At 61.6% G+C, this 20,619-nt stretch carries 15 protein-coding genes; 9 read left to right on the top strand and 6 right to left on the bottom strand.

The features are described 5' to 3' along the window. Positions 1 to 16: 16 nt before the first annotated feature. Together AC1DK3_RS05775 and AC1DK3_RS05770 are read right to left on the bottom strand one after the other, a co-directional pair. Positions 17 to 1,780 carry a PQQ-dependent sugar dehydrogenase gene (locus tag AC1DK3_RS05775; RefSeq protein ID WP_477191310.1) on the bottom strand — a complete coding sequence of 588 codons (1,764 nt, stop codon included), beginning with the start codon at positions 1,778 to 1,780 and terminating at the stop codon, positions 17 to 19. A 62-nt stretch (positions 1,781 to 1,842) separates the two neighbouring features. Continuing rightward, positions 1,843 to 2,805, bottom strand: a complete 963-nt coding sequence (locus AC1DK3_RS05770; RefSeq protein WP_477191309.1) for an SMP-30/gluconolactonase/LRE family protein — start codon at positions 2,803 to 2,805, stop codon at positions 1,843 to 1,845. A gap of 393 nt (positions 2,806 to 3,198) precedes the next feature. On the opposite strand from AC1DK3_RS05770, the gene AC1DK3_RS05765 reads away from it, so the two are divergent. Beyond that, the gene (locus AC1DK3_RS05765) at positions 3,199 to 4,191 is read left to right on the top strand and encodes a FecR family protein (RefSeq protein ID WP_477191308.1); all 993 of its coding nucleotides are present in this window, start codon (positions 3,199 to 3,201) and stop codon (positions 4,189 to 4,191) included. 41 nt (positions 4,192 to 4,232) lie between these two features. Here AC1DK3_RS05765 and AC1DK3_RS05760 read toward each other — a convergent pair whose 3' ends face one another. After that, positions 4,233 to 6,407, bottom strand: a complete 2,175-nt coding sequence (locus tag AC1DK3_RS05760) for a CHASE2 domain-containing protein (protein WP_477191307.1) — start codon at positions 6,405 to 6,407, stop codon at positions 4,233 to 4,235. A gap of 323 nt (positions 6,408 to 6,730) precedes the next feature. Here AC1DK3_RS05760 and AC1DK3_RS05755 point away from each other — a divergent pair, with 323 nt between their 5' ends. The 3 genes from AC1DK3_RS05755 (at position 6,731) to AC1DK3_RS05745 (ending at position 10,697) form a co-directional block, all read left to right on the top strand. Then, positions 6,731 to 7,975 carry a PQQ-dependent sugar dehydrogenase gene (locus AC1DK3_RS05755; RefSeq protein ID WP_477191306.1) on the top strand — a complete coding sequence of 415 codons (1,245 nt, stop codon included), beginning with the start codon at positions 6,731 to 6,733 and terminating at the stop codon, positions 7,973 to 7,975. A gap of 294 nt (positions 7,976 to 8,269) precedes the next feature. Continuing rightward, a complete protein-coding gene (locus tag AC1DK3_RS05750) occupies positions 8,270 to 9,823 on the top strand; it encodes an amino acid permease (RefSeq protein ID WP_477191305.1) in 1,554 nt (517 codons plus the stop codon). 106 nt (positions 9,824 to 9,929) lie between these two features. Next, the gene (locus AC1DK3_RS05745; protein ID WP_477191304.1) at positions 9,930 to 10,697 is read left to right on the top strand and encodes an SDR family NAD(P)-dependent oxidoreductase; all 768 of its coding nucleotides are present in this window, start codon (positions 9,930 to 9,932) and stop codon (positions 10,695 to 10,697) included. Between the two features lie 82 nt (positions 10,698 to 10,779). On the opposite strand, the gene eutC is transcribed toward AC1DK3_RS05745, so the two are convergent. The 3 genes from eutC to AC1DK3_RS05730 all read right to left on the bottom strand — a co-directional run bounded on the left by eutC (position 10,780) and on the right by AC1DK3_RS05730 (position 13,756). After that, the gene (gene eutC, locus AC1DK3_RS05740) at positions 10,780 to 11,565 is read right to left on the bottom strand and encodes an ethanolamine ammonia-lyase subunit EutC (RefSeq protein ID WP_477191303.1); all 786 of its coding nucleotides are present in this window, start codon (positions 11,563 to 11,565) and stop codon (positions 10,780 to 10,782) included. Next, positions 11,562 to 12,947 carry an ethanolamine ammonia-lyase subunit EutB gene (locus tag AC1DK3_RS05735; RefSeq protein ID WP_477191302.1) on the bottom strand — a complete coding sequence of 462 codons (1,386 nt, stop codon included), beginning with the start codon at positions 12,945 to 12,947 and terminating at the stop codon, positions 11,562 to 11,564. Before AC1DK3_RS05735 ends, eutC begins: the two co-directional genes overlap by 4 nt. 116 nt (positions 12,948 to 13,063) lie before the next feature. Then, the gene (locus AC1DK3_RS05730) at positions 13,064 to 13,756 is read right to left on the bottom strand and encodes a TetR/AcrR family transcriptional regulator (protein WP_477191301.1); all 693 of its coding nucleotides are present in this window, start codon (positions 13,754 to 13,756) and stop codon (positions 13,064 to 13,066) included. 350 nt (positions 13,757 to 14,106) lie between these two features. Between AC1DK3_RS05730 and AC1DK3_RS05725 the strand changes: the two genes are divergently transcribed. Genes AC1DK3_RS05725 through AC1DK3_RS05705 form a run of 5 tightly spaced genes read left to right on the top strand, consistent with a single transcriptional unit; the run spans position 14,107 to position 20,555 of the window. Further along, positions 14,107 to 15,492: an aspartate aminotransferase family protein gene (locus AC1DK3_RS05725; protein ID WP_477191300.1), complete on the top strand. Its 1,386-nt coding sequence runs from the start codon at positions 14,107 to 14,109 to the stop codon at positions 15,490 to 15,492. After that, entirely contained in the window at positions 15,489 to 16,241 is a 753-nt protein-coding gene (locus AC1DK3_RS05720; RefSeq protein WP_477191299.1) for a gamma-glutamyl-gamma-aminobutyrate hydrolase family protein, read from the top strand. The genes AC1DK3_RS05725 and AC1DK3_RS05720 overlap by 4 nt, the downstream gene beginning before the upstream one ends. Beyond that, positions 16,238 to 17,584 (top strand): glutamine synthetase family protein, encoded by a 1,347-nt coding sequence (locus AC1DK3_RS05715; protein WP_477191298.1) that lies wholly within the window; start codon positions 16,238 to 16,240, stop codon positions 17,582 to 17,584. The genes AC1DK3_RS05720 and AC1DK3_RS05715 overlap by 4 nt, the downstream gene beginning before the upstream one ends. 11 nt (positions 17,585 to 17,595) lie before the next feature. After that, complete coding sequence (locus AC1DK3_RS05710; protein WP_477191297.1) at positions 17,596 to 19,083, top strand: aldehyde dehydrogenase; 1,488 nt, start codon at positions 17,596 to 17,598, stop codon at positions 19,081 to 19,083. Between the two features lie 17 nt (positions 19,084 to 19,100). Continuing rightward, positions 19,101 to 20,555, top strand: a complete 1,455-nt coding sequence (locus AC1DK3_RS05705) for an NAD-dependent succinate-semialdehyde dehydrogenase (RefSeq protein ID WP_477191296.1) — start codon at positions 19,101 to 19,103, stop codon at positions 20,553 to 20,555. Positions 20,556 to 20,619 lie beyond the last annotated feature (64 nt).

Raw genomic sequence — 20,619 nt, 5'->3', positions numbered from 1 at the left:
TGCGCGCTCTTGGTTTCTACTTCTTCTGATGTCCGAGCGCCCAGACGTACGCGGCCACGGCCTTCACATGATCGTCCGACATTTCGACGCCGCCCTTCGGCGGCATGGCGCCGGGATGCTCCTTGGGTTCGGGTACGCCTTCCAAAATAGTTTTGGTGATGCCCGCGACGCTGCCGTCGCTCCATAACCATTTTCCGGACGTTAGATCGGCGCCAACCGGACTGCCCACCCCGTCCGCGCCATGACATCCGGCACAGGTCGCGCCGCCGACGTCACCATCGAAGACTTTCTTTCCGAGCGCGACTTCATCGGCAGTCGAGCCCGGCGGTACCGGGAGCGCCGCCAATGCTCCGGCCTCGGGATGCACCCCCTCCGGCGGCGAAGCCTGACCCGCGTTCGCCGCCTGTATTTGAACTTCAGGCGCTGCATCGAGAGTCTTCGAGTTCGGATCGCCGGAATAGGTGACGCGCCAGATGCGGCCGTTTACGTCGTCCGAAATATAGAGTGCGCCGTCCGGGGCGACGGCAAGTCCCGATGGCCGGTGCGCAGCGCCGCCCGGATCCTTCTTGGCGCCGGCGAAACCGTCAGCAAAGACAATGAACTTGCCCGTGGGCTTACCATCGGCAAACGGCTGATAGACGATGTTGTAGCCGCCTTGCGGACCGGGCGCGCGATTCCACGACCCGTGAAATGCGATGAACATGCCGTTGCGATAGGGTTCGGGGAATGCGAGAGCCTTGTAGATCTTCATGTCGTTCGGCGCCCAATGTGCCGGAAACCAAGCGACAGGCCCGAGCTTCTCAGCGCACACTCCGACGGCTTTGCCGCCATCGCCGCCGTATTCCGGAGCCAGCACGAGCTTCTGCTGCGCGCCGTCGTGGTAGCAATGCGGCCAGCCGTAATCGCCGCCCTGCTTCAACGCGACGACGACCTCAGCCGGCAGATCGAACCCCTGTTGCGCGGTGTAAAGCTCCGGCCAATTCTCATGCAGCTGGTCGCGCCCGTGCTGGGTTACGTAAAGCTGACCCGCGGAATCGAAATCGAAGCCCTCGCCGTTCCGGATGCCGGTTGCATAGCGCTCGGCGGGCGAGAATTTCTGGCCGAGCTTGTTGGCGTCGTATTTCCAGATGCCCGCCCGCGTCTCCAGCTCGACACACGGCTCGTGGCCTTTCGAGTGCGGCATGCGGTTCTTGATTTCGCAGTTGTTCGTCGCCGAACCCATGCTGACGAAGAGATTGCCGTCGGCGTCGATGATGAACGGGTGCATCGGATGGTCGCCGTTGATCGGCATGCCGGAGAGAACGGTCTCGGGTTTGCCTTCGGGCGCGATCTCTCCGTCCTTCAGCGGGTAGCGATCGATGCGATCGTTGATCTCCGCGTAGACGTAATTGTTGTAGAGAGCGATGCCTGTGCCGCCTTTGCCGCCTTCTGCCTGCGTTTCGCCGAAGCGCTTGACGACGTCGGCGGTGCCGGTGCCCTTCGTATCCTTCAGCGCAACGACGAAGCCGCCCGGCGGCAAATCGCTATTCTTGTAATAGACGCCGCTCCACGTGTTCACGAAGACGGTGCCATCCTTGCCGACCGCCATTTGACGAGCATGGCCGATGTTGTCAGCGAAGACCGTCGCGCAGAACCCCTTCGGCAGACTCAATCCGGCATTGCCGCCCGGACAAGTTTCGGCGCGCGCCTCGGGCGTGCCGGCAAATTGCAAACCGAGAGCGAGCGCGAGCGCTAACGACGCGGCAAAAGCTGCAGCGCGCTTTGTTACGGCAGGTTGCATGGCTTAACTCCTGTACTTTGAAAGATCGAAGCCGCCCGGACGAAAACCCGGGCAGCGGTATTTCAGTTGCCGACTGTTACCGGCACGGCTTGGAACGGCAGCTTCGGCGGTCCGTTCTCCTTCGACGAAAAAAGATGATTGAGCTGACCCTCGCCGACCCAGACCGTGCTGCCGATCTTCGCAAGAGACGTCGGGCCGATAAGGCCATCCTTCAAGGTTTCGACCGTGACTTTATCGCCGTCCACGGTCACCCGATCGAGCGTGCCGCCGCCTTCCACCATGAGGAACGTGTTGCCGTCGAGCTGGCGCAGAGCATCCGGGAACTTCAGCGGGCGTGATGTCGCCAGCTTCGTCACGGCGCCGGGCACGCCGTCCTTGACGTCGATGCGGAAGAATTCGCCGCCGCCATAGGTGTTGACGTAGAGGTTGCCGTCGCTTCCCAAGGCTATGCCGTCAAGGCCCGCGCCGTTCTTCGGAACAAGCAGATCGTTCTCGACCCAGACTTCGAGTTCTTTCGCGCCGGGCTTCAGCCGCAAGATTTGCGGAGCTGCGGTATTTGTGACGTACAGCGTTCCATCGGCGGCGACGACCATGTCGTTGCAGATTGTGGCTTTGCCCGGAAACGCGGCGCTGACCTTTCCTTCACCCGTCGCGAGGTCGAAGCCTTTCAAGTGCGCGCCGGGAACCGACGTCGGGCCGGGAACACCCAAGCCCGAAACATCGTTGGAGCAAACCCACAGCGTCTTCGACGGTTCATCGACCAGCACGCCGAACGTTGAACGCGTATCGAACGCGCCGGGCTTGATCCACATTTCAGCTTTCGACGATCCGGGCTTGACGCGGGCGACGCCGCCGGAGGCGAGGCTGCTAATGTAGATCGTTCCGTCGGACGCCGCGGACATGCTTTCGGGGTAGGCTTGATCGCCTGGAATTTCGATCGCCTTCAAGTCATCGGCAGTCGCGTGCGTGGCGGCTATGAGAGCGCCGATACAGGCAAAGGCGGCCAGGCCGTTAAACAGCTTCATGATTACTCCCTCGCCAGGCATCGGCCCGCCGCACCGTGCCCTGCGTTTTGCAAAATTGTCTGGTCGTCGACGGTGTTGGATATGCGTTGGCGGGATTGGTCGGCTTCCGCGAGTCGAACCCCCGGAAGCATTAACTGATCAACGCGTAAATGGTTCGAGTCTCTTCAAAACGTCGTTCGGGTCAAAACGGCGTTCGGGAAACTCTCACCAACCTTCGTTATAGTTTAATTGCTATTTCGAAACGATTGAAAATGAAAGGGGGCCCATCACTTGCTCGTCGCTCTGTCACCCGGGGAACAACCCGGAATACCGAGCATCCGTTAGACGCAAAGCGCAACTGTGCTATTCATCAGGCGCATAGCCTTCAGGCCGCTGATTTTGAGGACCCTTGCCATGTCGAGAGCTTGGAAGAAACTCGCGATCATCGTGGTGACCGCTACGGCGAGCACTCTCGCCAGCCATCCCCAACCGGCGCGCGCCGCATCGGGCGAGCGCATCGGCGATGCCGTCGTGATTACCAACATCGTCATGGCGGATTACGCAGAAAAGCAGCGCAAGCTCGCGCGCGGCGACGATGTTCGCCAGGATGAAATCATCGAGGTCAACACGGACGCGCAAGGCGAGTTCAAGCTCGACGACGACACGAAGCTTGCGCTTGGGCCCGGTTCGCGGCTCGTGCTCGATAAATTCGTCTACGACAGCGACAAGAAAACGGGCTCGATCATTCTCAACGTTGCAAAGGGCGCGTTTCGCTTCATCACAGGCGTCGCTGCGAAACCGACGTATGTCATCAACACGCCGAACGCATCGATAACGGTTCGGGGCACGATATTCGACTCTTACATACTGCCGGACAAGTCGGTGTGGGTGCTGCTTCACGAAGGCGCGCTCGAGGCGACCGGCAAGAAGAATGTCTGCCGCGTTCTCGACCGGCCGGGGCAGATGATGCACATCGCGAGCGACGGGACGGTCACGGGGCCATTCAATTGGGCCAAGCTTCCTGACGGCAACGCGGTTGCGTTCGATACGGCCTTTCCCTTCGTCATCAATACGCCGTCGATCGATCCCAACCCGCTTTTGACGCGCGCGCAAATCATCGAAGCGTCATTGCCCGACGCACCGGCGAAAGATTGCATCAACCCGCATTCGCCGATCGAGATTCAGAAGCCGGTCAAAACACGCAAAGCCGAGACGCCGCGCAAAGAGCCCAAGAAGCAGAAGGTTGTGACGCGGAAGCCGACGAAGCCGGGCAATGGAGGATACGGTGACGATTGCCCAGGTTGCATGACCGGCATGGGCATCGTCCTCGGCGGTGGCGGAATGGGCGGTTTCGGTGGCCATCGCGGTGGTGGCGACGGAGGCAATTACGGCAACAGGGGACGCTGATGCCCGGCAACAGACGACTTCGTCTCTAGTCAATCATTGCATCAGGTCGCGAGTTTTTCATTCGCGTTGTTGCGATAGTAGGTGACCATGTCTTCCGGCGCGATGCGGATGCAGGCGGCGAGAGCTTCCTCGGCTCGTCGCGGGTCGCCGGCCAGACGCGCGGCAAGGAACGCAAGATGCGCACTGCGCACATTCAGAAACGCCTCGGAGGCGGAATAGGTCTCGTCTCCGAGCAGAGCGAAGATGTTTTCGGGGCGATCCTTCCCGCGGGGCGTGACGGAGCCGAGTTCCAGAAATGCGAACCGCGGAGCCTGCGCCGCTGTCCGCTCGCCGACGACGATCCTCGCGCCGAACGTCTTCGTTGCTTCCTCGAACCGGGCGGCGACGTTCACAACGTCGCCCAGAACCGAATAATCGAAGCGTTGCGGCGAGCCGACGTTGCCGACGACGCATTCTCCCGTGTTCAACCCTATCCCTAAGCGCACCGGCATGAACGGCACGCCGGCAGCTGCGGCCTCCGCCTTCAGCGCGTCGTTCAGAGCCGCTAAGCGGTCGAGCATTGCAAGTGCGGCGCGGCAGGCATTGCTCGCGTGATCGGCGTCATGAACCGGCGCATTCCAGAACGCCATCACCGCGTCGCCCATGAACTTGTCGATGGTGCCGCTGTGACCGAGGATGACATCCGTCAACGGCGTGAAGAGGCGATTGACGAAGCGGATCAATTCGTCTGCGCGCAGACCTTCCGATATTTTCGAGAACCCGCGCACATCGGCAAAGAGAAGCGTGACTTCGCGTGTCTCGCCGCCGAGCTTCAGCTTGTCGCGATTTCTTGCCAGTTCTTCGATCAACGGCGCTGCCACGTAATGACCGAATGCCGAGCGGATCTCGGCGCGCTGGATTTCGGATTTTATGTAGCTCGTGAGCGATACGCCGAAATAAAGGAGCGCCACGGAGAGCGATGGGTAAACGGGGTCGAACAACAATCCGGCGCGCGAATACGCAAGCCACGAGAGCAGGATAATGAACGCGATCGACGCTAGTCCGGCAATTGCTGCGACCACGGCGCCCGATCGTTCTATCAGCCAAGCGACCAGCACTCCGACGACGATCAGGAACGCGATCTCAGCGCCGGTGGCATAGGCTGGGCGGAGGAGATGATCGCCGGCCAGCATCTGCTCCAGGGCTTGAGCATGTATTTCGACGCCGGGCACAGCAGGCTCGAGCGGTGTGGCCCTGAGATCGAGAAGGCCGGTCGCGGTCGCGCCTATAATGATGTGGCGGGATTTGATGTCGCCGGATTTGGCGGTGCCGTCGAGAACGCTCAGCGCCGATATGGTGCGCCGCGGATCGCTCGGCGCGAACTTCAGCCAAAGCTCCCCGCGCCCGTCGGAAGGAAGAACCGTTTCGCCAACGCGGATGCTTTCGATGCCCGTCTTTTGTCCGAGCGCCTCGACGCCGCTTCCGCCCGAAGACTTGATGAAGATCGTCGATTGCTTCGTGCCGACCCGGAGCGCTTCGAGCGCGAGGGACGGATAAAGCGCGCCGCCGATCGACACGAGCAGCGGTATCCGGCGCAAGACCTGATCGCTGGACGGCAGCCAATTGACCGCGCCGATACCGCGAGCCGCCTTCGTGAGGTTCGGGAGATTCTCCACTCCGCCGCCGAAGGAGTGGACGAACATCAGCGGGTCGTCTCCGGCAAAGGATATGGCGCCGGGATATGGCGCTATCTTGCTGGTAACGCTGGAATTTCCGGCCACGCCCAGGACCACGGGCGCTCCTTCAATCGCCGCCGCCAGCCGAGCGTCGTTGGACGAAAGCCGACCGAGGCTCGCGATGGCTGCCGCCTGCCCAGGGTCGTCCATCAAGGAGCGCAGAAGGACTTCAGGCGAAAGTCGATCCGGTTCGGCGAAGACCATGTCGAACGTGACCGATGCGGCGCCGACGGCGACGAGCTTCGACACGAGGTCTGCAAGTTTTGTTCGTGGCCACGGCCATTGCCCGACCGCCGCGAGGGAGGCCTCGTCGATCGCGACGATGCGCACGGGAAACGACGGGTCGACCTGACGCGGCGCCGCGCGGAGGTAGGTGTCGAAAGCGGAAAGCCTGAGACGCGCCACCGGCTCGGGGTCTGCGATGCGCAGTGCGAGACAGGCCGCGAGCAATGCGACGGAGATGAGCAGTGCGAGTGGCAAACGGCTCAATCCAGCATTCATCGGCCAGCATCCATTGGTTGGGCGAACTTGTCATCGGAGAAGTAATTCGGCGTCGGCCACGACGGGTTGAATCGCGCAACTCTCGCACGCTCACATAGCGCGGCATAGTGCCCGGCGCGGTCGTCGTATGTGGTCGAGGATCTTCCGCTTCCGGCCGGTGAATTCGGCGGAGTCGAAACGAAGCCAATTTTTTTGGGGCGGTTCAGACCGGTCAGATGAATTGGACATTCATTTTTTGGGCTTGCTCGCGCCAATTTTCTGCATAGTCTTAAAAGTATCACAAACGGCCAAAGAGCCGGAAGACCAGGGAAAACGGGGGCATTTTGGACACCATCACATCGGCTCTCGGGCGGGCTCTCGGCTTCCGTTCTGGATTCGCCACAGCATTATTCGCCGCCCTCGTCGTTGGCTCTCCAGATCCCTCTCGGGCCGAAATCGGAAGCGAAGAGACGCATATCGATTCACTGGCGCCCCAGCCCGATATTCACGAGATTCCGGACGGCGATTTCCCATTCAACCTGCGAAAAATAGCCGACAAGCTGGAAAGCCCCTGGTCGATTGGTTTCCTGCCGGACGGCCGAATCCTCGTGACCGAGCGGCCCGGACGCCTTCGCATCATCGAAGGTGACGAACTCGTGCCGGCTGGAATCGCTGGCGTACCGACCGTTCTTTCGGGCAGTCATTCGGGCCTCCTGGATGTCGTCGTCGATCCCGAATTCCAGAAAAATCACCGCTTGTTTCTGTCCTACATGCACGGGACGCCGGATGCCGGAACGATACGGATCTCCAGTGCCGTCCTCGACGGTATGACCCTCGTCGACAAGCAGGTGATTTTCGAGAGCCGGCCGGCGGCAAAGGGGCTCGATCAAATTGGCGGGCGCCTGGCCTTCGGCCCCGACGGCGTTCTTTATTTGGCGATCGGCGATCGCTTCCAGAAAGAACGCGCGCAAAACCTGCTCGATCATGGCGGCAAGATCATCCGGATCAACACGGATGGGTCGATCCCCGAAGATAATCCGTTCGTCGGCCGCAGCGACGTGCTGCCGGAAATCTACAGCTACGGGCATCGCAATCCGCAGGGACTGATCGGCAACGTCGGCGATGGGCAGCTCTGGTCGATCGAGCAGGGTCCCAAAGGTGGCGATGAACTCAACCTCATCACCGGCGGCAGCAATTACGGCTGGCCGCTCGTCACGTACGGCGTCAACTACGACGGCTCGATCATTTCGGATAAGACGTCCGCCCCCGGCATGGTCGACCCGATATACGTGTGGGTACCGTCAGTTGCCACGGCCAGTCTCGTCTCCTACTACGGCAACGTCATGCCCGACGATTGGCGCGGCGACTTCCTGGTCGGCACGCTCGTCGGAGAAAGTCTCATCAGGCTCCGCATGGATTCGGGCAAAGTCGTCAAAGAAGAACGCTATCTGCATCATACGATCGGACGCATCCGGGACGTCTCGGTCTCGCCGGACGGCTACATCTATCTGCTGACCGATAGCTCAGAAGCATCCGTCTACCGGATCGAGCCGCTGACCGATCAGATCGCGAAGGCGAAGCCGCAATAGCCGGCGAGCGATTCGCCGAAAACGCGTTTTACCGAAGGCTGGGCATTGCCAAGGGCTTGGCGGCAATCGGAGGCGCGAGCGGCTTTCGTTTGCCAAACGACCGGGGCGCGCACAATTGATGTGCATGCGGAAACAACGCTTGCACACTGTTTAGCCCTGCCTGCCGATTGACCTTTTGTTGGCTTCCGACCAAACTGTACGCGGAAGAATTGGACGCCGTCACGCTCGAGTGACGACAAGCGTCACGTCGCCCAAGATTTCCCAAAGGGAATGACTTTCTTGGGGACCTCATACATGTCATCCGAATCAAAAGTGGTCGATGAGGACGTAAAAGTCCTTCACTCGATGGGTTATGCGCAGGAACTCTCCCGGCGCATGCACGCGTTCTCGAACTTCGCTATTTCGTTTTCCATCATCTGTATTCTTTCGGGCGGTATCAACTCGCTCGGACAGGCCACCGCCGGCGCGGGCGGGGCGGCAATCGGATTGGGATGGCCTTTGGGCGTTCTGATTTCCGGCGTGTTTGCAATGGCTTTGGCGCAAATCTCATCGGCATATCCGACCGCTGGCGGCCTCTATCACTGGGGCTCTATCTTGGGCAACCGGTTCACCGGCTGGCTTGCTGCGTGGCTCAACCTGCTCGGTCTGATCACGGTGCTCGGCGCCATCAACGTCGGCACGTTCTACTTTTTCTTCGGCGCGTTCGGTCCCTACTTCGGCGTCGAAGACACGCTGACCCATCGCGTGCTGTTCATGGCGCTGATCACGGGCCTGCAGGCGCTCGTCAACCATCTCGGCATCGGCCTGACGATGAAGCTCACCGACTTTTCGGGCTACATCATTCTGATCGGTGCCGTGCTCCTCGCGGCGGTGTGCCTGATCTTCGCACCGAGCTACGACATCTCGCGCTTGTGGACGTTCTCGAACTACACGGGCACGGAAGGCGCTAGCGGCGTCTGGCCGAGCGCGGTGTCGTTGAGCATGGCGTTCGCGCTTGGCCTGCTGTTGCCGATCTACACGATCACGGGCTACGACGCTTCGGCCCATACAGCCGAAGAAACCGTCAACGCGTCGATGGCTGTGCCCAAAGGCATGGTTTCGGCCGTGCTGTGGTCGGGCGTTTTCGGCTACATCATGCTGTGTGCGTTCGTGTTGATGATCCCCAACATGGACGAAGCCGCAAAGCAGGGCTGGAACGTTTTCTTCTGGGCCATGGATCAGCAGGTTCCGCCGGGCATCAAGAATGCGATGTACGTGTTGATCTTCGTGTCGCAATGGCTTTGCGGCCTGGCGACCGTGACCTCGGTATCGCGCATGCTGTTCGCCTTCTCGCGTGACGGTGGCATTCCGGGCATTTCGGGCTTGCTGGCGAAGGTCAGCCCGACATACCGCGTGCCCCAGAATGCGATCTGGTTCGGAGCGTTGCTGGCGACCCTGTTTGTCTGGTTCACGTCTGCGATCACCATCGCGGGCACGCCGGCCTACTCGATCGTCGTTTCCTGCACGGTCATCTTCCTGTTCCTGTCGTTTGCGGTGCCGATTGCGCTGGCGCTGTTCAAATACGGCGGCCCGAGCTTCCCGAAGCCCGGTCCGTGGGACCTTGGCCCCGGCCTCTTCAAGCTCGTGTGCGTGCTGTCGCTGATCTCGATGGCCGTCATCTTCTACATCGGCATCCAGCCGCCAAACGACTGGGCGCTCGAAATCACGATCGGCTTTATCGTGCTGTCGCTCATCATCTGGGTGTTGTTCGAGAACCGCCGGTTCAAGGGTCCTCCGATCGGCGCGGACATCGCACGGCGCGCGGCTGAGATCAAAGCGGCCGAGGCGGCTGTCGGCGAAGGCCACTGACGGGTCGAAAACTCTCTTCGATGTCAAAAAATCGTACGGGCCGGATCAAACGATCCGGCCCGCATCTGTTACACACCTCGCCAAACGTCTCGACAGGAGCAAGAAAATGGCAGACCGGCTTAAGGGTAAGATTGCGATCATTTCGGGCGGAGCGACGGGCATGGGCGGCGCCTCATCCCGGCTTTTTGCCGCCGAGGGCGCGGCGGTCGGCGTGATCGACCGCAACGAAGAGGCCGGCCGCGCCGTGGTTGCCGAGATCAACAACGCGGGCGGCAAGGCCGTTTTCGCCGCTGCCGACGTTGCGGATCAAGCGCAGGTGAATGCCGCCGTCGCGAGCGTCACGTCCGCCATCGGCCAGGCCAACGTGCTCTTCAATCACGCTGGCACGATCATCATCAAGCCGTTCCTCGAGACGACGCTGAAGGAGTGGGAATGGCTGATGGGCGTCAACGTGACGAGCATGTATCTGATGACGCAAGCTGTTCTGCCCGGCATGCTGGAGCTCGGCGGCGGATCGATCGTCTGCACGTCGTCGATTTCCGCTATTGCGGCGACGCCTATGGAGACGGCGTACAATACGTCGAAGGGCGCTTGCCATATGTTCGCGCGGTCTATCGCCGTCGAATACCGCGACAGGGGCATTCGCTGCAATGCGGTCTGCCCAGGGTTCGTCAAGACGCCTCACGGCCTGCACGAAGTCGCCGAGCTGTCGAGGCGTGGCGTCGATGCGTCGGACGCCGCTCTTGCCGTACAGCAGGGCCGTCTCTGCGAGCCGGAAGAAGTCGCGCGGGCGGCCCTCTTCCTCGCCAGCGACGAAGCGAGCTTCGTCAACGGCGCGCACCTGTTCGTCGACAACTGTTTTACGGCGGTCTGAGGAATCTCGTCATCCTCGGCCGAGCGCGATGAAGTCGCGTCGAAGGCCGGCGCGCTCGGCCGAGGATGATGAATGAGGGCGGCTAACCGATCAGCTCGGGTCCGGGCTGGCCTTCGATCAGGAACTGGGAGTCGTCCTTCAAGTTGACGCCGGTCAGCCCGCGCCGGAACGCTTCCCGCAGCAGCCACGCCGTTTTGAACGTGCCCTCATCGTAAGAGAGCCCGCGCTGACGAATGTTCGAAATGCAGTTGCGGTCAGCATCCTTGATGCCGATGCGTGGTGAAAACGTCAGGTAGACGCCGAGGCTGTCTGGCGACGACAAGCCCGGCCGCTCACCGATCAAGACGAGGACGGCTTTGCCGCCGAGAATTTCACCGGCCTCATCTCCCAGCGCGACGCGGGCGTCGTCGGCGAGCAGCACCGGCGATAGTTTCCAGCCGGACTTCACGACATAGGGCATGAACGCCGACATATACGCGAGCGTATTGGCTGCGACGCCCAACGACGAAAGCCCGTCGCCGACGAGAACGACGAGATCGGGTTTCGCCGGTCCTTCGACCTCGGATGCGCGAACGAGCGCCTCGCGCGAGACGTCGGACAGGCGCCGGCCGAGGTCGGGACGGCGGAGATATTCGGACCGATCGGTGGCGGCGCTCGCTATTCTCAACGTCGAAAGACCGAGATTTGACAGGCCTGTCTCGATCGGCGTCCAGTCGATCGGCGTCGTCACCGCGTCTCGCGCCATGGCGTGCGAGAGGGCGAAATTCAGAACTTCGCGCGTCGGCATCGCAGAGCCCGAGCGGCCGAGGCCGATGCGCGCGTCCGTGAACCGCTTCAGATTTGCCCAAGGATCCTCTGTCATGGTCATGCTGCCAATGCCTGTGCGTGCGTGAGGAGCGGATTGCCCGGAGTGTGCGGTGCGAGGTGACCGCTTGTGTCCGTCACCCCAATGCGGGAGAGCCACGCTTCGAACTCGGGCGCGCGCTTCAGCCCCAGCGCTTCTCGCACATAGAGCGCGTCGTGGAACGACGTCGACTGATAGTTCAGCATGATGTCATCGGCGCCTGGAATGCCCATGATGAAGTTGACGCCTGCCGCGCCGAGCATCATCAGCAGGATGTCCATATCGTCCTGGTCGGCTTCGGCGTGGTTCGTGTAGCAAATATCGCAGCCCATCGGCAGGCCCAGCAGCTTGCCGCAGAAGTGATCCTCGAGCCCGGCCCGGATGATTTCCTTGCCGTTATAGAGATATTCCGGCCCGATGAAGCCGACGACGGTGTTGACGAGAAGCGGCTTGAACTGGCGGGCCACGGCATAGGCGCGAGCTTCGATCGTCTGCTGATCGCAGCCGTGATGTGCATCCGCCGATAGTGCCGACCCCTGGCCCGTTTCGAAATACATGCAGTTGTCGCCGACCGTTCCGCGCTTGATGCTGAGCGCGGCTTCGCGGCCTTCCTTCAGATGCGCGAGCGTGACGCCGAAGGATGAATTAACACCCTCCGTGCCGCCGATCGACTGGAATACGAGGTCTACCGGCGCACCCTTGGCGATGGCGTCGATCGTGGTCGTGACGTGGGTCAACACGCAGCTCTGCGTCGGGATTTCGAAGCGGGTGATGATGTCGTCCATCATCACCAGAAGATCGGTGATCGCGGTAAGGTTGTCGCTCGCCGGGTTGATGCCGATGACGGCATCGCCGCAGCCGTACATCAGGCCGTCGACGATCGAGGCCGCGATGCCCTTCTTGTCGTCGGTCGGGTGATTGGGTTGCAGGCGGACGGCCATGTGGCCCGGAATGCCGATCGTATTGCGGAACTTCGTGATGACGTGCGCCTTCTTGGCGCCGAGCACGAGATCCTGGTTGCGCATGATCTTCGAGACGGCTGCGACCATCTCCGGCGTCAATCCCGGTGCGAGGGCGGAGACTTTCTGCGGCGTCGCATTTTCGGAGAGAAGCCAGTCACGGAATTCCCCGACCGTCATATGTGAGATGGGCGCGAAGGCTGCCAGATCATGGGTATCGACGATGAGGCGCGTTACGTCGTCGGCTTCGTAAGGAATGATCACTTCGTTGAGGAACTGCTTCAGGGGGACATCGGCGAGCGCCATCTTGGCTGCCACGTTCTCGGCGGCCGATGTCGCTGCGACACCGGCAAGCACGTCGCCCGAACGAGGCGGGGTAGCTTTGGCCAGAAGTTCTTTGAGGGTCGAAAATGTGTAGGTGGTTCCGCCAGCGTGCACCCGATACATGGCATTCTCCCCGGTCACCGGTCGTTCTTACCAATAATGTCGCAAGAGGCTATCTACGCAAGCTTCAATTCGTGCTCACCCCATTGTCATCAGCACGTTTGCAGTGCAAGCGCAGGCTAATGCGCGGCGAAGCCGGCTTTTGATTTGTGGGAGGCGTTTTCAGGCCGGCCCGCTGCGAGAGCCGCCACACCCAAGATGAAGACGTTGATCGAATTGTCGAACGCCGCGTCGGGATCGAGTGTCTTCAGCGCGGGAATAAGCGACCTCGTTGCCTTGTAGGTCTCGGGCTCGAGGCCTTCGAGTTCCGTTTCATCGCCCTGCCCGATAGGGCGCAAAAGGCCCTCGGCCTCGGCGAGCGCGAACCCCAAGACAAAAGCGTAAAACGCGAGGCCAAGGCCGGCCACCTCAGCGTCGGCAAGCCCGGCCTGCCGCAGCGCGCAATAAACGACCTCGCTCGATATGTGGTCGGTCGGCCCCGTCGCGTTGTAGCGAAAATGTAGAGGAAAAACGAGCGGATGGCGGTGCGCGAGCGTCCGATAGGCGTTGGCGACGGCCTTGAGGTCGCTTTGCCAATTCGAGGTCGATACCGGCATTTCGATGTCTCGCAAGGCGCGGTCGGCAATGGCGCGAAGCAGCTCAGCCTTGGAGCCGAAATGGTGCAAGACCGTCATCGGGTCGACGCCGAGGGCCGCGGCAAGCTTCCGGATCGAAAAACTCTGCTCTCCAGTGCTCGCGAATAGATTAAAAGCGGCGTCGAGGATCTCGGATCTCTCGACCCCACGCCGTGCCCGGGATTTCGGTTCTGCCATTTCGCGTGGCCCTTGACACTTCTACACTGTAGAGAATAGTCTAGAAGCCATTGAATAAGCAAGTATCGCTGTCGTTCGTTATCGAGTGTCGCATCGCGAATGGTGCGGCCGGACAGGGAATATCGGTATGGCGCCGTCGGGTATCCGGCTCCCGGCTATTTTCGCTGACAGTGCACCGGCGCGGACCGGCTGCAGCGAGACCTCGCGCCTCATGAAAAGCGCTCCTTATCCGAAGCGCGAGCTTCTGAAGCTGTGCGCGCGCATCGGCTATACGCCGCACTGACGTCTCCAGCTTTTTTTCACCGACTGGGCCGCAACAGGCCTCAACCGTTCCGCTGGAGAGAAAACACGTGTCCAACCGATTTCAGACAAAGCAGATCCAAGACCTCGACGCGCAGCACCATTTGCATCCCTTCTCGGATCACCAGTCGCTGCGGGCGGGTTCGAACGTCCGCGTCATCGTGAAGGGCGAAGGTCCTTACGTCATCGACAGCGAAGGCCACCGCATTCTCGATGGCATGGCCGGCCTTTGGACGACCAACATCGGCTACGGCAATAAGGAGCTTGCTCAGGCCGCTTACGACCAGATGGTCGAGCTGCCGTTCTACAATACGTTCTTCAAGACGACGCATCCGCCCGTCGTGGCGTTGTCGCGCAAGCTTGCCGAAATCGCACCGGCTCACATCAATCAGGTCTTCTTCGGATCGTCGGGCTCGGAATCGAACGACACGGCGATCCGCCTCATCCGTCACTACTGGGCGCTCAAGGGCGAACCGAAACGCCGGATCATCATCAGCCGTAAGAACGCGTACCACGGGTCGACCATCGCAGCGGGGTCGATGGGCGGCATGAGCCACGTCCATCAGCACAGCTATCCGGTCTACGAAGGGTTCCGGCATGTGATGGATCCCTATTGGTATGGAGATTCATTCCCAGGCGAGACGCCGGAAGCTTTCGGGCTTCGTGCAGCGCGCGCGATCGAGGAAGAAATGCTTCGCTGCGGACCGGAGAACGTCGCGGCATTCGCGGGCGAACCCGTTCAAGGCGCGGGCGGCGTCAAGATTGCGCCATCCACCTATTGGCCGGAAGTGCAGCGCATCGTCGACAAGTACGGCATTCTGCTGCTGGCTGACGAAGTGATCACCGGTTTCGGCCGGGTGGGGACGTGGTTTGCGTCGGAATTCTATGGTATTCGGCCGAACCTCATCACCTTCGCGAAAGCCGCGACCTCCGGGTACATTCCGCTCTCCGGCGTTCTCGTCGACGACAAAATCGTCGAAGCGCTGATGTCGACGAACGACGACTTCAACCACGGGTACACCTTCTCGGGCCACCCCGTTGCCTGCGCCGTCGCTTTGAAAAACCTCGAGATCATGGAGCGGGACCGGCTCGTTCCGAAGGTCAAGGAAACGACGGGTCCGGCGCTCGCGAAGCTTTTCGCCCGCTTTAAGGACCACCCGCTCGTGGGCGAAGTTCGCACGGTCGGCATGCTCGGCGCGATCGAACTCGTCGCCGACAAGAAAACGCGCAAGCGTTTCGACGATCCGGGCCGCGTCGGCCTCATCTGCCGCGATCACTTCTTCCGCGGAGGCTTCATCATGCGCGCCGTGTACGACACGATGGTGTGCGCGCCGCCGTTGATCTGGACCGAAGCCGAATTCGAACAGGCTGGTGCCGTCATTCAGAAGGCACTCGATCAGACGCTCGCAGACGTCAGTGGAGAGCTTGCGGCATGAGCCGGCCGATCATCATCATTCCCTGCAGCACGGAGACGGTCGGCGGCCTCGCTGCCGACGCCGTCGTGCGGAAGTACGCGGTCGCGGTCGTCGAAGGCTCGGAGTGCCAGCCGCTCTTCGTGCCGGTGGGGCAAAACCTCGCCGATATCCCCTCCCTGCTCGATGTGGCGTCCGGCATTCTGCTGACGGGCGCCATCTCGAACGTTCACCCAGAGCACTACAGCGACGAAGAGCCCGTCCTTCCGCATGCGATCGACCGGGACCGGGATGCGGTAACGTTGCCGCTCATCCGGGCGGCCGTCGAATGCAAGCTGCCGCTCTTTGCGATTTGCCGTGGCTTCCAGGAGTTCAACGTCGCGCTCGGCGGCACGCTGCACCAGGCCGTGCACGCACTCGAGGACTACGCCGATCATCGCGAGCCGGAGGTCAAGGATTTCGACGTGATGTTCGCGGCTCGCCATCCGGTTACGCTCAAGGGCGAGCTCAAGAAGTGGCTCGGCCAGGACCAGATCATCGTCAACTCGCTACACGGACAGGGCATCAAGTCACTCGCCCAGCCGCTCGTCGCCGAAGCGTTCGCGGAAGATGGTTTGATCGAGGCCGCGCGAGCGGCGGCTGGGCATCCATTTTCGCTCGGCGTGCAGTGGCATCCCGAGTGGCAGATCCATTCAAATCCTCAATCCCTGGCGCTGTTCCGTCGCTTCGGCGACGCTGCGAGAGGCAGAATCGCAAAAGGACAGGCCGCATGACCGACACTTTCATCACCATCGACGAAGCGGCCGCATTTCTCGACGCCAATCCGACCGTCACCTGGATCGACATCATCCTGTTCGACATGAACGGCATGGCTCGGGGCAAGAGGGTCCGGCGTGCCGATCTCATCGGCGCAGTCAAGAACGGCCTCTTGCTTCCGGCGTCGGTTTACGTGCTCGACCCGCGCGGCAACTCGATCGCTGAGACGGGCCGTCTCTGGGAAACCGGCGATCACGACATTCCATTCCGCATTCTTGCCGGCACGCTCAAGCCGGTGCCGGTCGGCGCGGGTACCCACGCGCAAGCCGTGATGGTCCCGGCGGATTTCTGCGATATGTGTCCGCGGGGGGTTCTTGCGGCCCAAGTCGATCGCCTTGCTGTCGCCGGGCAGACGCCTGTCGTTGCCGTGGAACTTGAATTCTACGTCACGCGCCGCTCGGCCGATGGTCATTTCACTCTCGAGACACCGCCCGGTCTCTCGTCCGATCCCGAACGCCCGATGACTTTCCAATTCGAGGAAATGGATACGCTCGGGCCGTTCATCGACGACGTTTACCGGATTGCGGAAGCTCAGGGTCTGCCGGTCGATGCCGTGATGCAGGAGTCGGGTCCCGGACAGTTCGAGATCAACTTGAAGCACACCGATGCGCTGTCAGCGGCACTCGACGGCGTGCTTTTGAAGCGCGCGGTCAAGGCTGCGGCCCGCGCTCACGATCTCGATGCGAACTTCATGGCCAAGCCGCATCACGACTGGACCGGTTCGGGGATGCACATCCACGTCAGTCTCGTCGACAGCCAAGGCAAAAACCTGTTCGCCGGCGAGCCGATGGCGCCGATGTTCCGTCAGGCCATCGGCGGTCTGTGCGAGTCCATGCCAGACTTCATGGCCATCTGGGCGCAATCGGCCAATGCCTATCGCCGCTATGTGCCGGAATCCTACGTTCCGATGGCCGCACACTGGGGCTTCAACAACCGCACCGTCGCGCTTCGCGTTCCGGCCGGCTCGGGCCCTGCGACGCGCATCGAGCATCGCGTGTCGGGAGCGGATGCAAACCCGTTCCTCGTCGTTGCCGCGATCCTCGCCGGTATTCGCCACGGCTTGACCAATGCGAGCGACCCTGGACAGCATGCCGAAGGCAACGCGGAAACGCTCGACGGCGCCTCGCTTCCGACAGCCTGGGTGAACTCCCTCGAGAGATTCCGGTCATCGAAAATCGTGCGGGAAGCATTCGGTGCGCCGTTCCAGGACGTCTATTATAGGCTGAAGCAGACCGAACGGATCGCCTTCGAACGCATCGTCACCTCTCTCGACCACGCGTGGTACGCTCAAGTTGCATAAGGCATAGTGTCATGACATCGCTCGCGCATTTCGAAGCGGTTGCTGGTTCGATTAAGCTTCCGGGAGAGGCCGTCATCGACGGCCGCCTCACCGGCAGCGCGTCGGGCAGAACTTTCGACAACATCACTCCCCGCAACGGACGAATTCTCAATCGAGTCGCGCAGTGCGACGCGGCCGACGTCGACGCCGCCGTTAAAAGCGCACGCCGGACATTCGAGAACGGGTCATGGCGCAAGCTTCATTATCGCGAGAAGAAAAGGATCCTTCTCAAGCTCGCCGATTTGATGGAGCGCGATATCGAGACGCTCGCCGTTCTCGAAAGCCTCGACGTCGGCAAGCCGATCTCGAACGCGCTCGGCGGCGATGTTCCGAATGCGATCCGCTCCCTCCGTTATTACGCCGAGGCGCTCGACAAGATTTATGGCGAGGTCGGCCCCGAAGCGCCGGACCGGTTTTCGTTCGTGGTCCACGAACCGCTGGGCGTGATCGGCGCCATCGTGCCGTGGAATTTTCCGCTCCACATGGCGATGTGGAAGGTCGCTCCGGCGCTGGCGATGGGGAACTCCGTCGTTCTGAAGCCCGCCGAGCAATCGCCTCTCACGGCGCTCAAGCTTGGTGAGCTGGCGCTCGAGGCCGGGCTGCCGGCTGGGGCTCTCAACGTCGTTCCGGGTTTCGGCACTGAAGCCGGCAAGGCTCTCGCGCTGCACAACGACGTCGACATGATTGCTTTCACCGGATCGGGCGCGGTGGGCAGACTGCTGATGCAATATTCCGGGCAGAGCAACTTGAAGCGCGTGAGCCTGGAGCTTGGCGGCAAATCTCCGCACATCATCTTTGCAGATTGCCCGGATCTTGATCGCGCTGCCACAGAAGCCGCCTGGGGCGTCTTCTATAATTCAGGTCAGGTATGCACTGCCGGATCTCGCCTCCTCGCGCAGGATTCTGTAGCGGATGATTTCCTCGATCGGCTCATAAGGGTCGCCAGCAAAATCGTTGCCGGTGATCCCCTCGAGCCTTCGACCGCCACGGGCGCAATGGTGAACGAAGAGCAGATGAAGACGGCACTACGCTACATCGAAACAGCGAAGCGCGAGGGCGGGTCCCTGGCGCTCGGCGGCAGTCGCACGCTGGCTGACACCGGCGGCTTCTACGTCGAGCCGACGGTATTCGATCAGATCAAGCCCGAGAACACGCTGGCGCGTGAGGAAGTTTTCGGTCCCGTGCTCGCCGTCACCCGGTTCAAAGAACCGGACGACGCCATTCGCATCGCCAACGATACGAACTATGGCCTCGCGGCCGGGCTCTGGACGAAGGACATTTCGCTCGCCCACCGTGCCGCCCGCGAGATCCGCGCCGGTCTCGTCTGGATCAACGGCTGGGACGCCTGCGATATCACGCTGCCGTTCGGCGGGTTCAAGCAATCCGGCTTCGGTCGCGACCGCTCGCTTCACGCACTCCATAAGTATGCCGACCTGAAGTCGGTATCGATTACCTTCTGACGCCTTCGGAGACAGTAATGAATATCAAGCCCTCCACCCCCTTCCCGACCGCCGCACTCATCGATGGGCAGTGGGTCACGTCGCCGAAGACGTTCGCGGTTCTCGATCCCGCAACGGGCGCGAAGATCGCGGATGTGCCGGATCTGACGCCTGAAGACACGAAGCGCGCCATCGATGCCGCCGCCAAGGCGTTTCCGGCCTGGGCCGCCAAGCCCGCAAAGGATCGCGCGCAAATTCTCAGGCGCTGGTTCGATCTCATCATCGCCGAGACGGAGTCGCTCGCGCAGCTGATGACGGCAGAGCAGGGCAAGCCCATCGCCGAAGCGCGCGGCGAGGTCGCTTATGGAGCGTCGTTCATCGAGTGGTTCGCTGAAGAAGGCAAACGCGCCTACGGCCATACGATCCCGACGACGGTTGCCTCGCGGCGCTATGTGACGATCAAGCAGCCGATCGGAGTTTGCGCCGCGATCACGCCGTGGAATTTCCCGATCGCGATGATCACGCGCAAGGTCGGCTGCGCACTTGCCGCCGGCTGCACGATCGTCGTCAAGCCTTCGGAAGAGACGCCCCTTTCGGCTCTCGCTCTTGCCAAGCTCGCCGTCGATGCGGGCGTGCCAGCCGGCGTGTTCAACGTCATCACGACGCTCGATGGCCCGGGCTGCGGCAATGTTCTGACCGCCGACGACCGCGTTCGGAAGCTGACGTTCACCGGATCGACCGAGGTTGGCCGCATCCTCTATCGCCAGTCCGCTGATACGATCAAGAAGCTGACGCTCGAGCTCGGCGGCAACGCCCCGCTGATCGTCTTCGACGACGCCGACTTGCAGCAGGCGGTCGCCGGGACGATGGCTTCGAAGTTCCGCAATGCGGGCCAGACATGCGTCTGCGCCAACCGCATCCTCGTGCAGGCGGGGATCTTCGACAAGTTCGTCGCTAGCCTAAAGGAAGCCGCCGGAAAGCTCGTCGTTGCTCCTGGCCGCGATGCGACATCCACCATCGGGCCGCTGATCAATTCGGACGCGATCGTGAAGGTGAAATCTCTGCTTTCCGACGCCGTCTCGCATGGCGCGAAAGTCGAGATGGGCGGCAAGCCTGACGCCCATGGCGAGCTCTTCTTTTCGCCGACCATCGTGACCGGCATCACGGATAAAATGGCCATCGCGACCGAGGAAATCTTTGGGCCGGTCGCTTCGATCTTCCGCTTCGAGACGGAAGCCGACGCGATCCGCATCGCCAACGACACGCCGTTCGGTCTTGCGGCTTACCTCTTCAGCCAGAACCTTTCCCGGGCATGGCGGGTCGCGGAAGCGCTCGAGGTCGGAATGGTCGGCGTCAACGAGGGCGTCTTCTCCAACGAGGTCGCGCCATTCGGCGGCGTTAAGCAGTCTGGCCTCGGCCGCGAGGGCGCGGAGGAAGGTCTCGACGAATATCTCGAGACGAAATTCATCTGCCTTGGCGGCATCAGCGCCTAGCAGTCAAGTTTCGGCGGAGCAATTCCACTATTGCTCCGCTGAGCCATCAAACACAGACAGCCCA

The organism is Hyphomicrobium sp. 01T421, from assembly GCF_056398805.1.
The sequence above is the reverse complement of the archived record's forward strand: the minus strand, read 5'-3'. Positions and strand labels throughout refer to the sequence as shown.

Bases quoted from the DNA above. Each gene is read 5' to 3' on its own strand.
- AC1DK3_RS05705 (WP_477191296.1), top strand. From the start codon at position 19,101: ATGAATATCAAGCCCTCCACCCCCTTCCCGACCGCCGCACTCATCGAT.
- AC1DK3_RS05745 (WP_477191304.1), top strand. From the start codon at position 9,930: ATGGCAGACCGGCTTAAGGGTAAGATTGCGATCATTTCGGGCGGAGCG.
- AC1DK3_RS05710 (WP_477191297.1), top strand. From the start codon at position 17,596: ATGACATCGCTCGCGCATTTCGAAGCGGTTGCTGGTTCGATTAAGCTT.
- AC1DK3_RS05770 (WP_477191309.1), bottom strand. From the start codon at position 2,805: ATGAAGCTGTTTAACGGCCTGGCCGCCTTTGCCTGTATCGGCGCTCTC.
- AC1DK3_RS05750 (WP_477191305.1), top strand. From the start codon at position 8,270: ATGTCATCCGAATCAAAAGTGGTCGATGAGGACGTAAAAGTCCTTCAC.
- AC1DK3_RS05775 (WP_477191310.1), bottom strand. From the start codon at position 1,780: ATGCAACCTGCCGTAACAAAGCGCGCTGCAGCTTTTGCCGCGTCGTTA.
- AC1DK3_RS05765 (WP_477191308.1), top strand. From the start codon at position 3,199: ATGTCGAGAGCTTGGAAGAAACTCGCGATCATCGTGGTGACCGCTACG.
- AC1DK3_RS05720 (WP_477191299.1), top strand. From the start codon at position 15,489: ATGAGCCGGCCGATCATCATCATTCCCTGCAGCACGGAGACGGTCGGC.
- AC1DK3_RS05760 (WP_477191307.1), bottom strand. From the start codon at position 6,407: ATGAATGCTGGATTGAGCCGTTTGCCACTCGCACTGCTCATCTCCGTC.
- AC1DK3_RS05735 (WP_477191302.1), bottom strand. From the start codon at position 12,947: ATGTATCGGGTGCACGCTGGCGGAACCACCTACACATTTTCGACCCTC.
- AC1DK3_RS05715 (WP_477191298.1), top strand. From the start codon at position 16,238: ATGACCGACACTTTCATCACCATCGACGAAGCGGCCGCATTTCTCGAC.
- eutC (WP_477191303.1), bottom strand. From the start codon at position 11,565: ATGACCATGACAGAGGATCCTTGGGCAAATCTGAAGCGGTTCACGGAC.
- AC1DK3_RS05730 (WP_477191301.1), bottom strand. From the start codon at position 13,756: ATGGCAGAACCGAAATCCCGGGCACGGCGTGGGGTCGAGAGATCCGAG.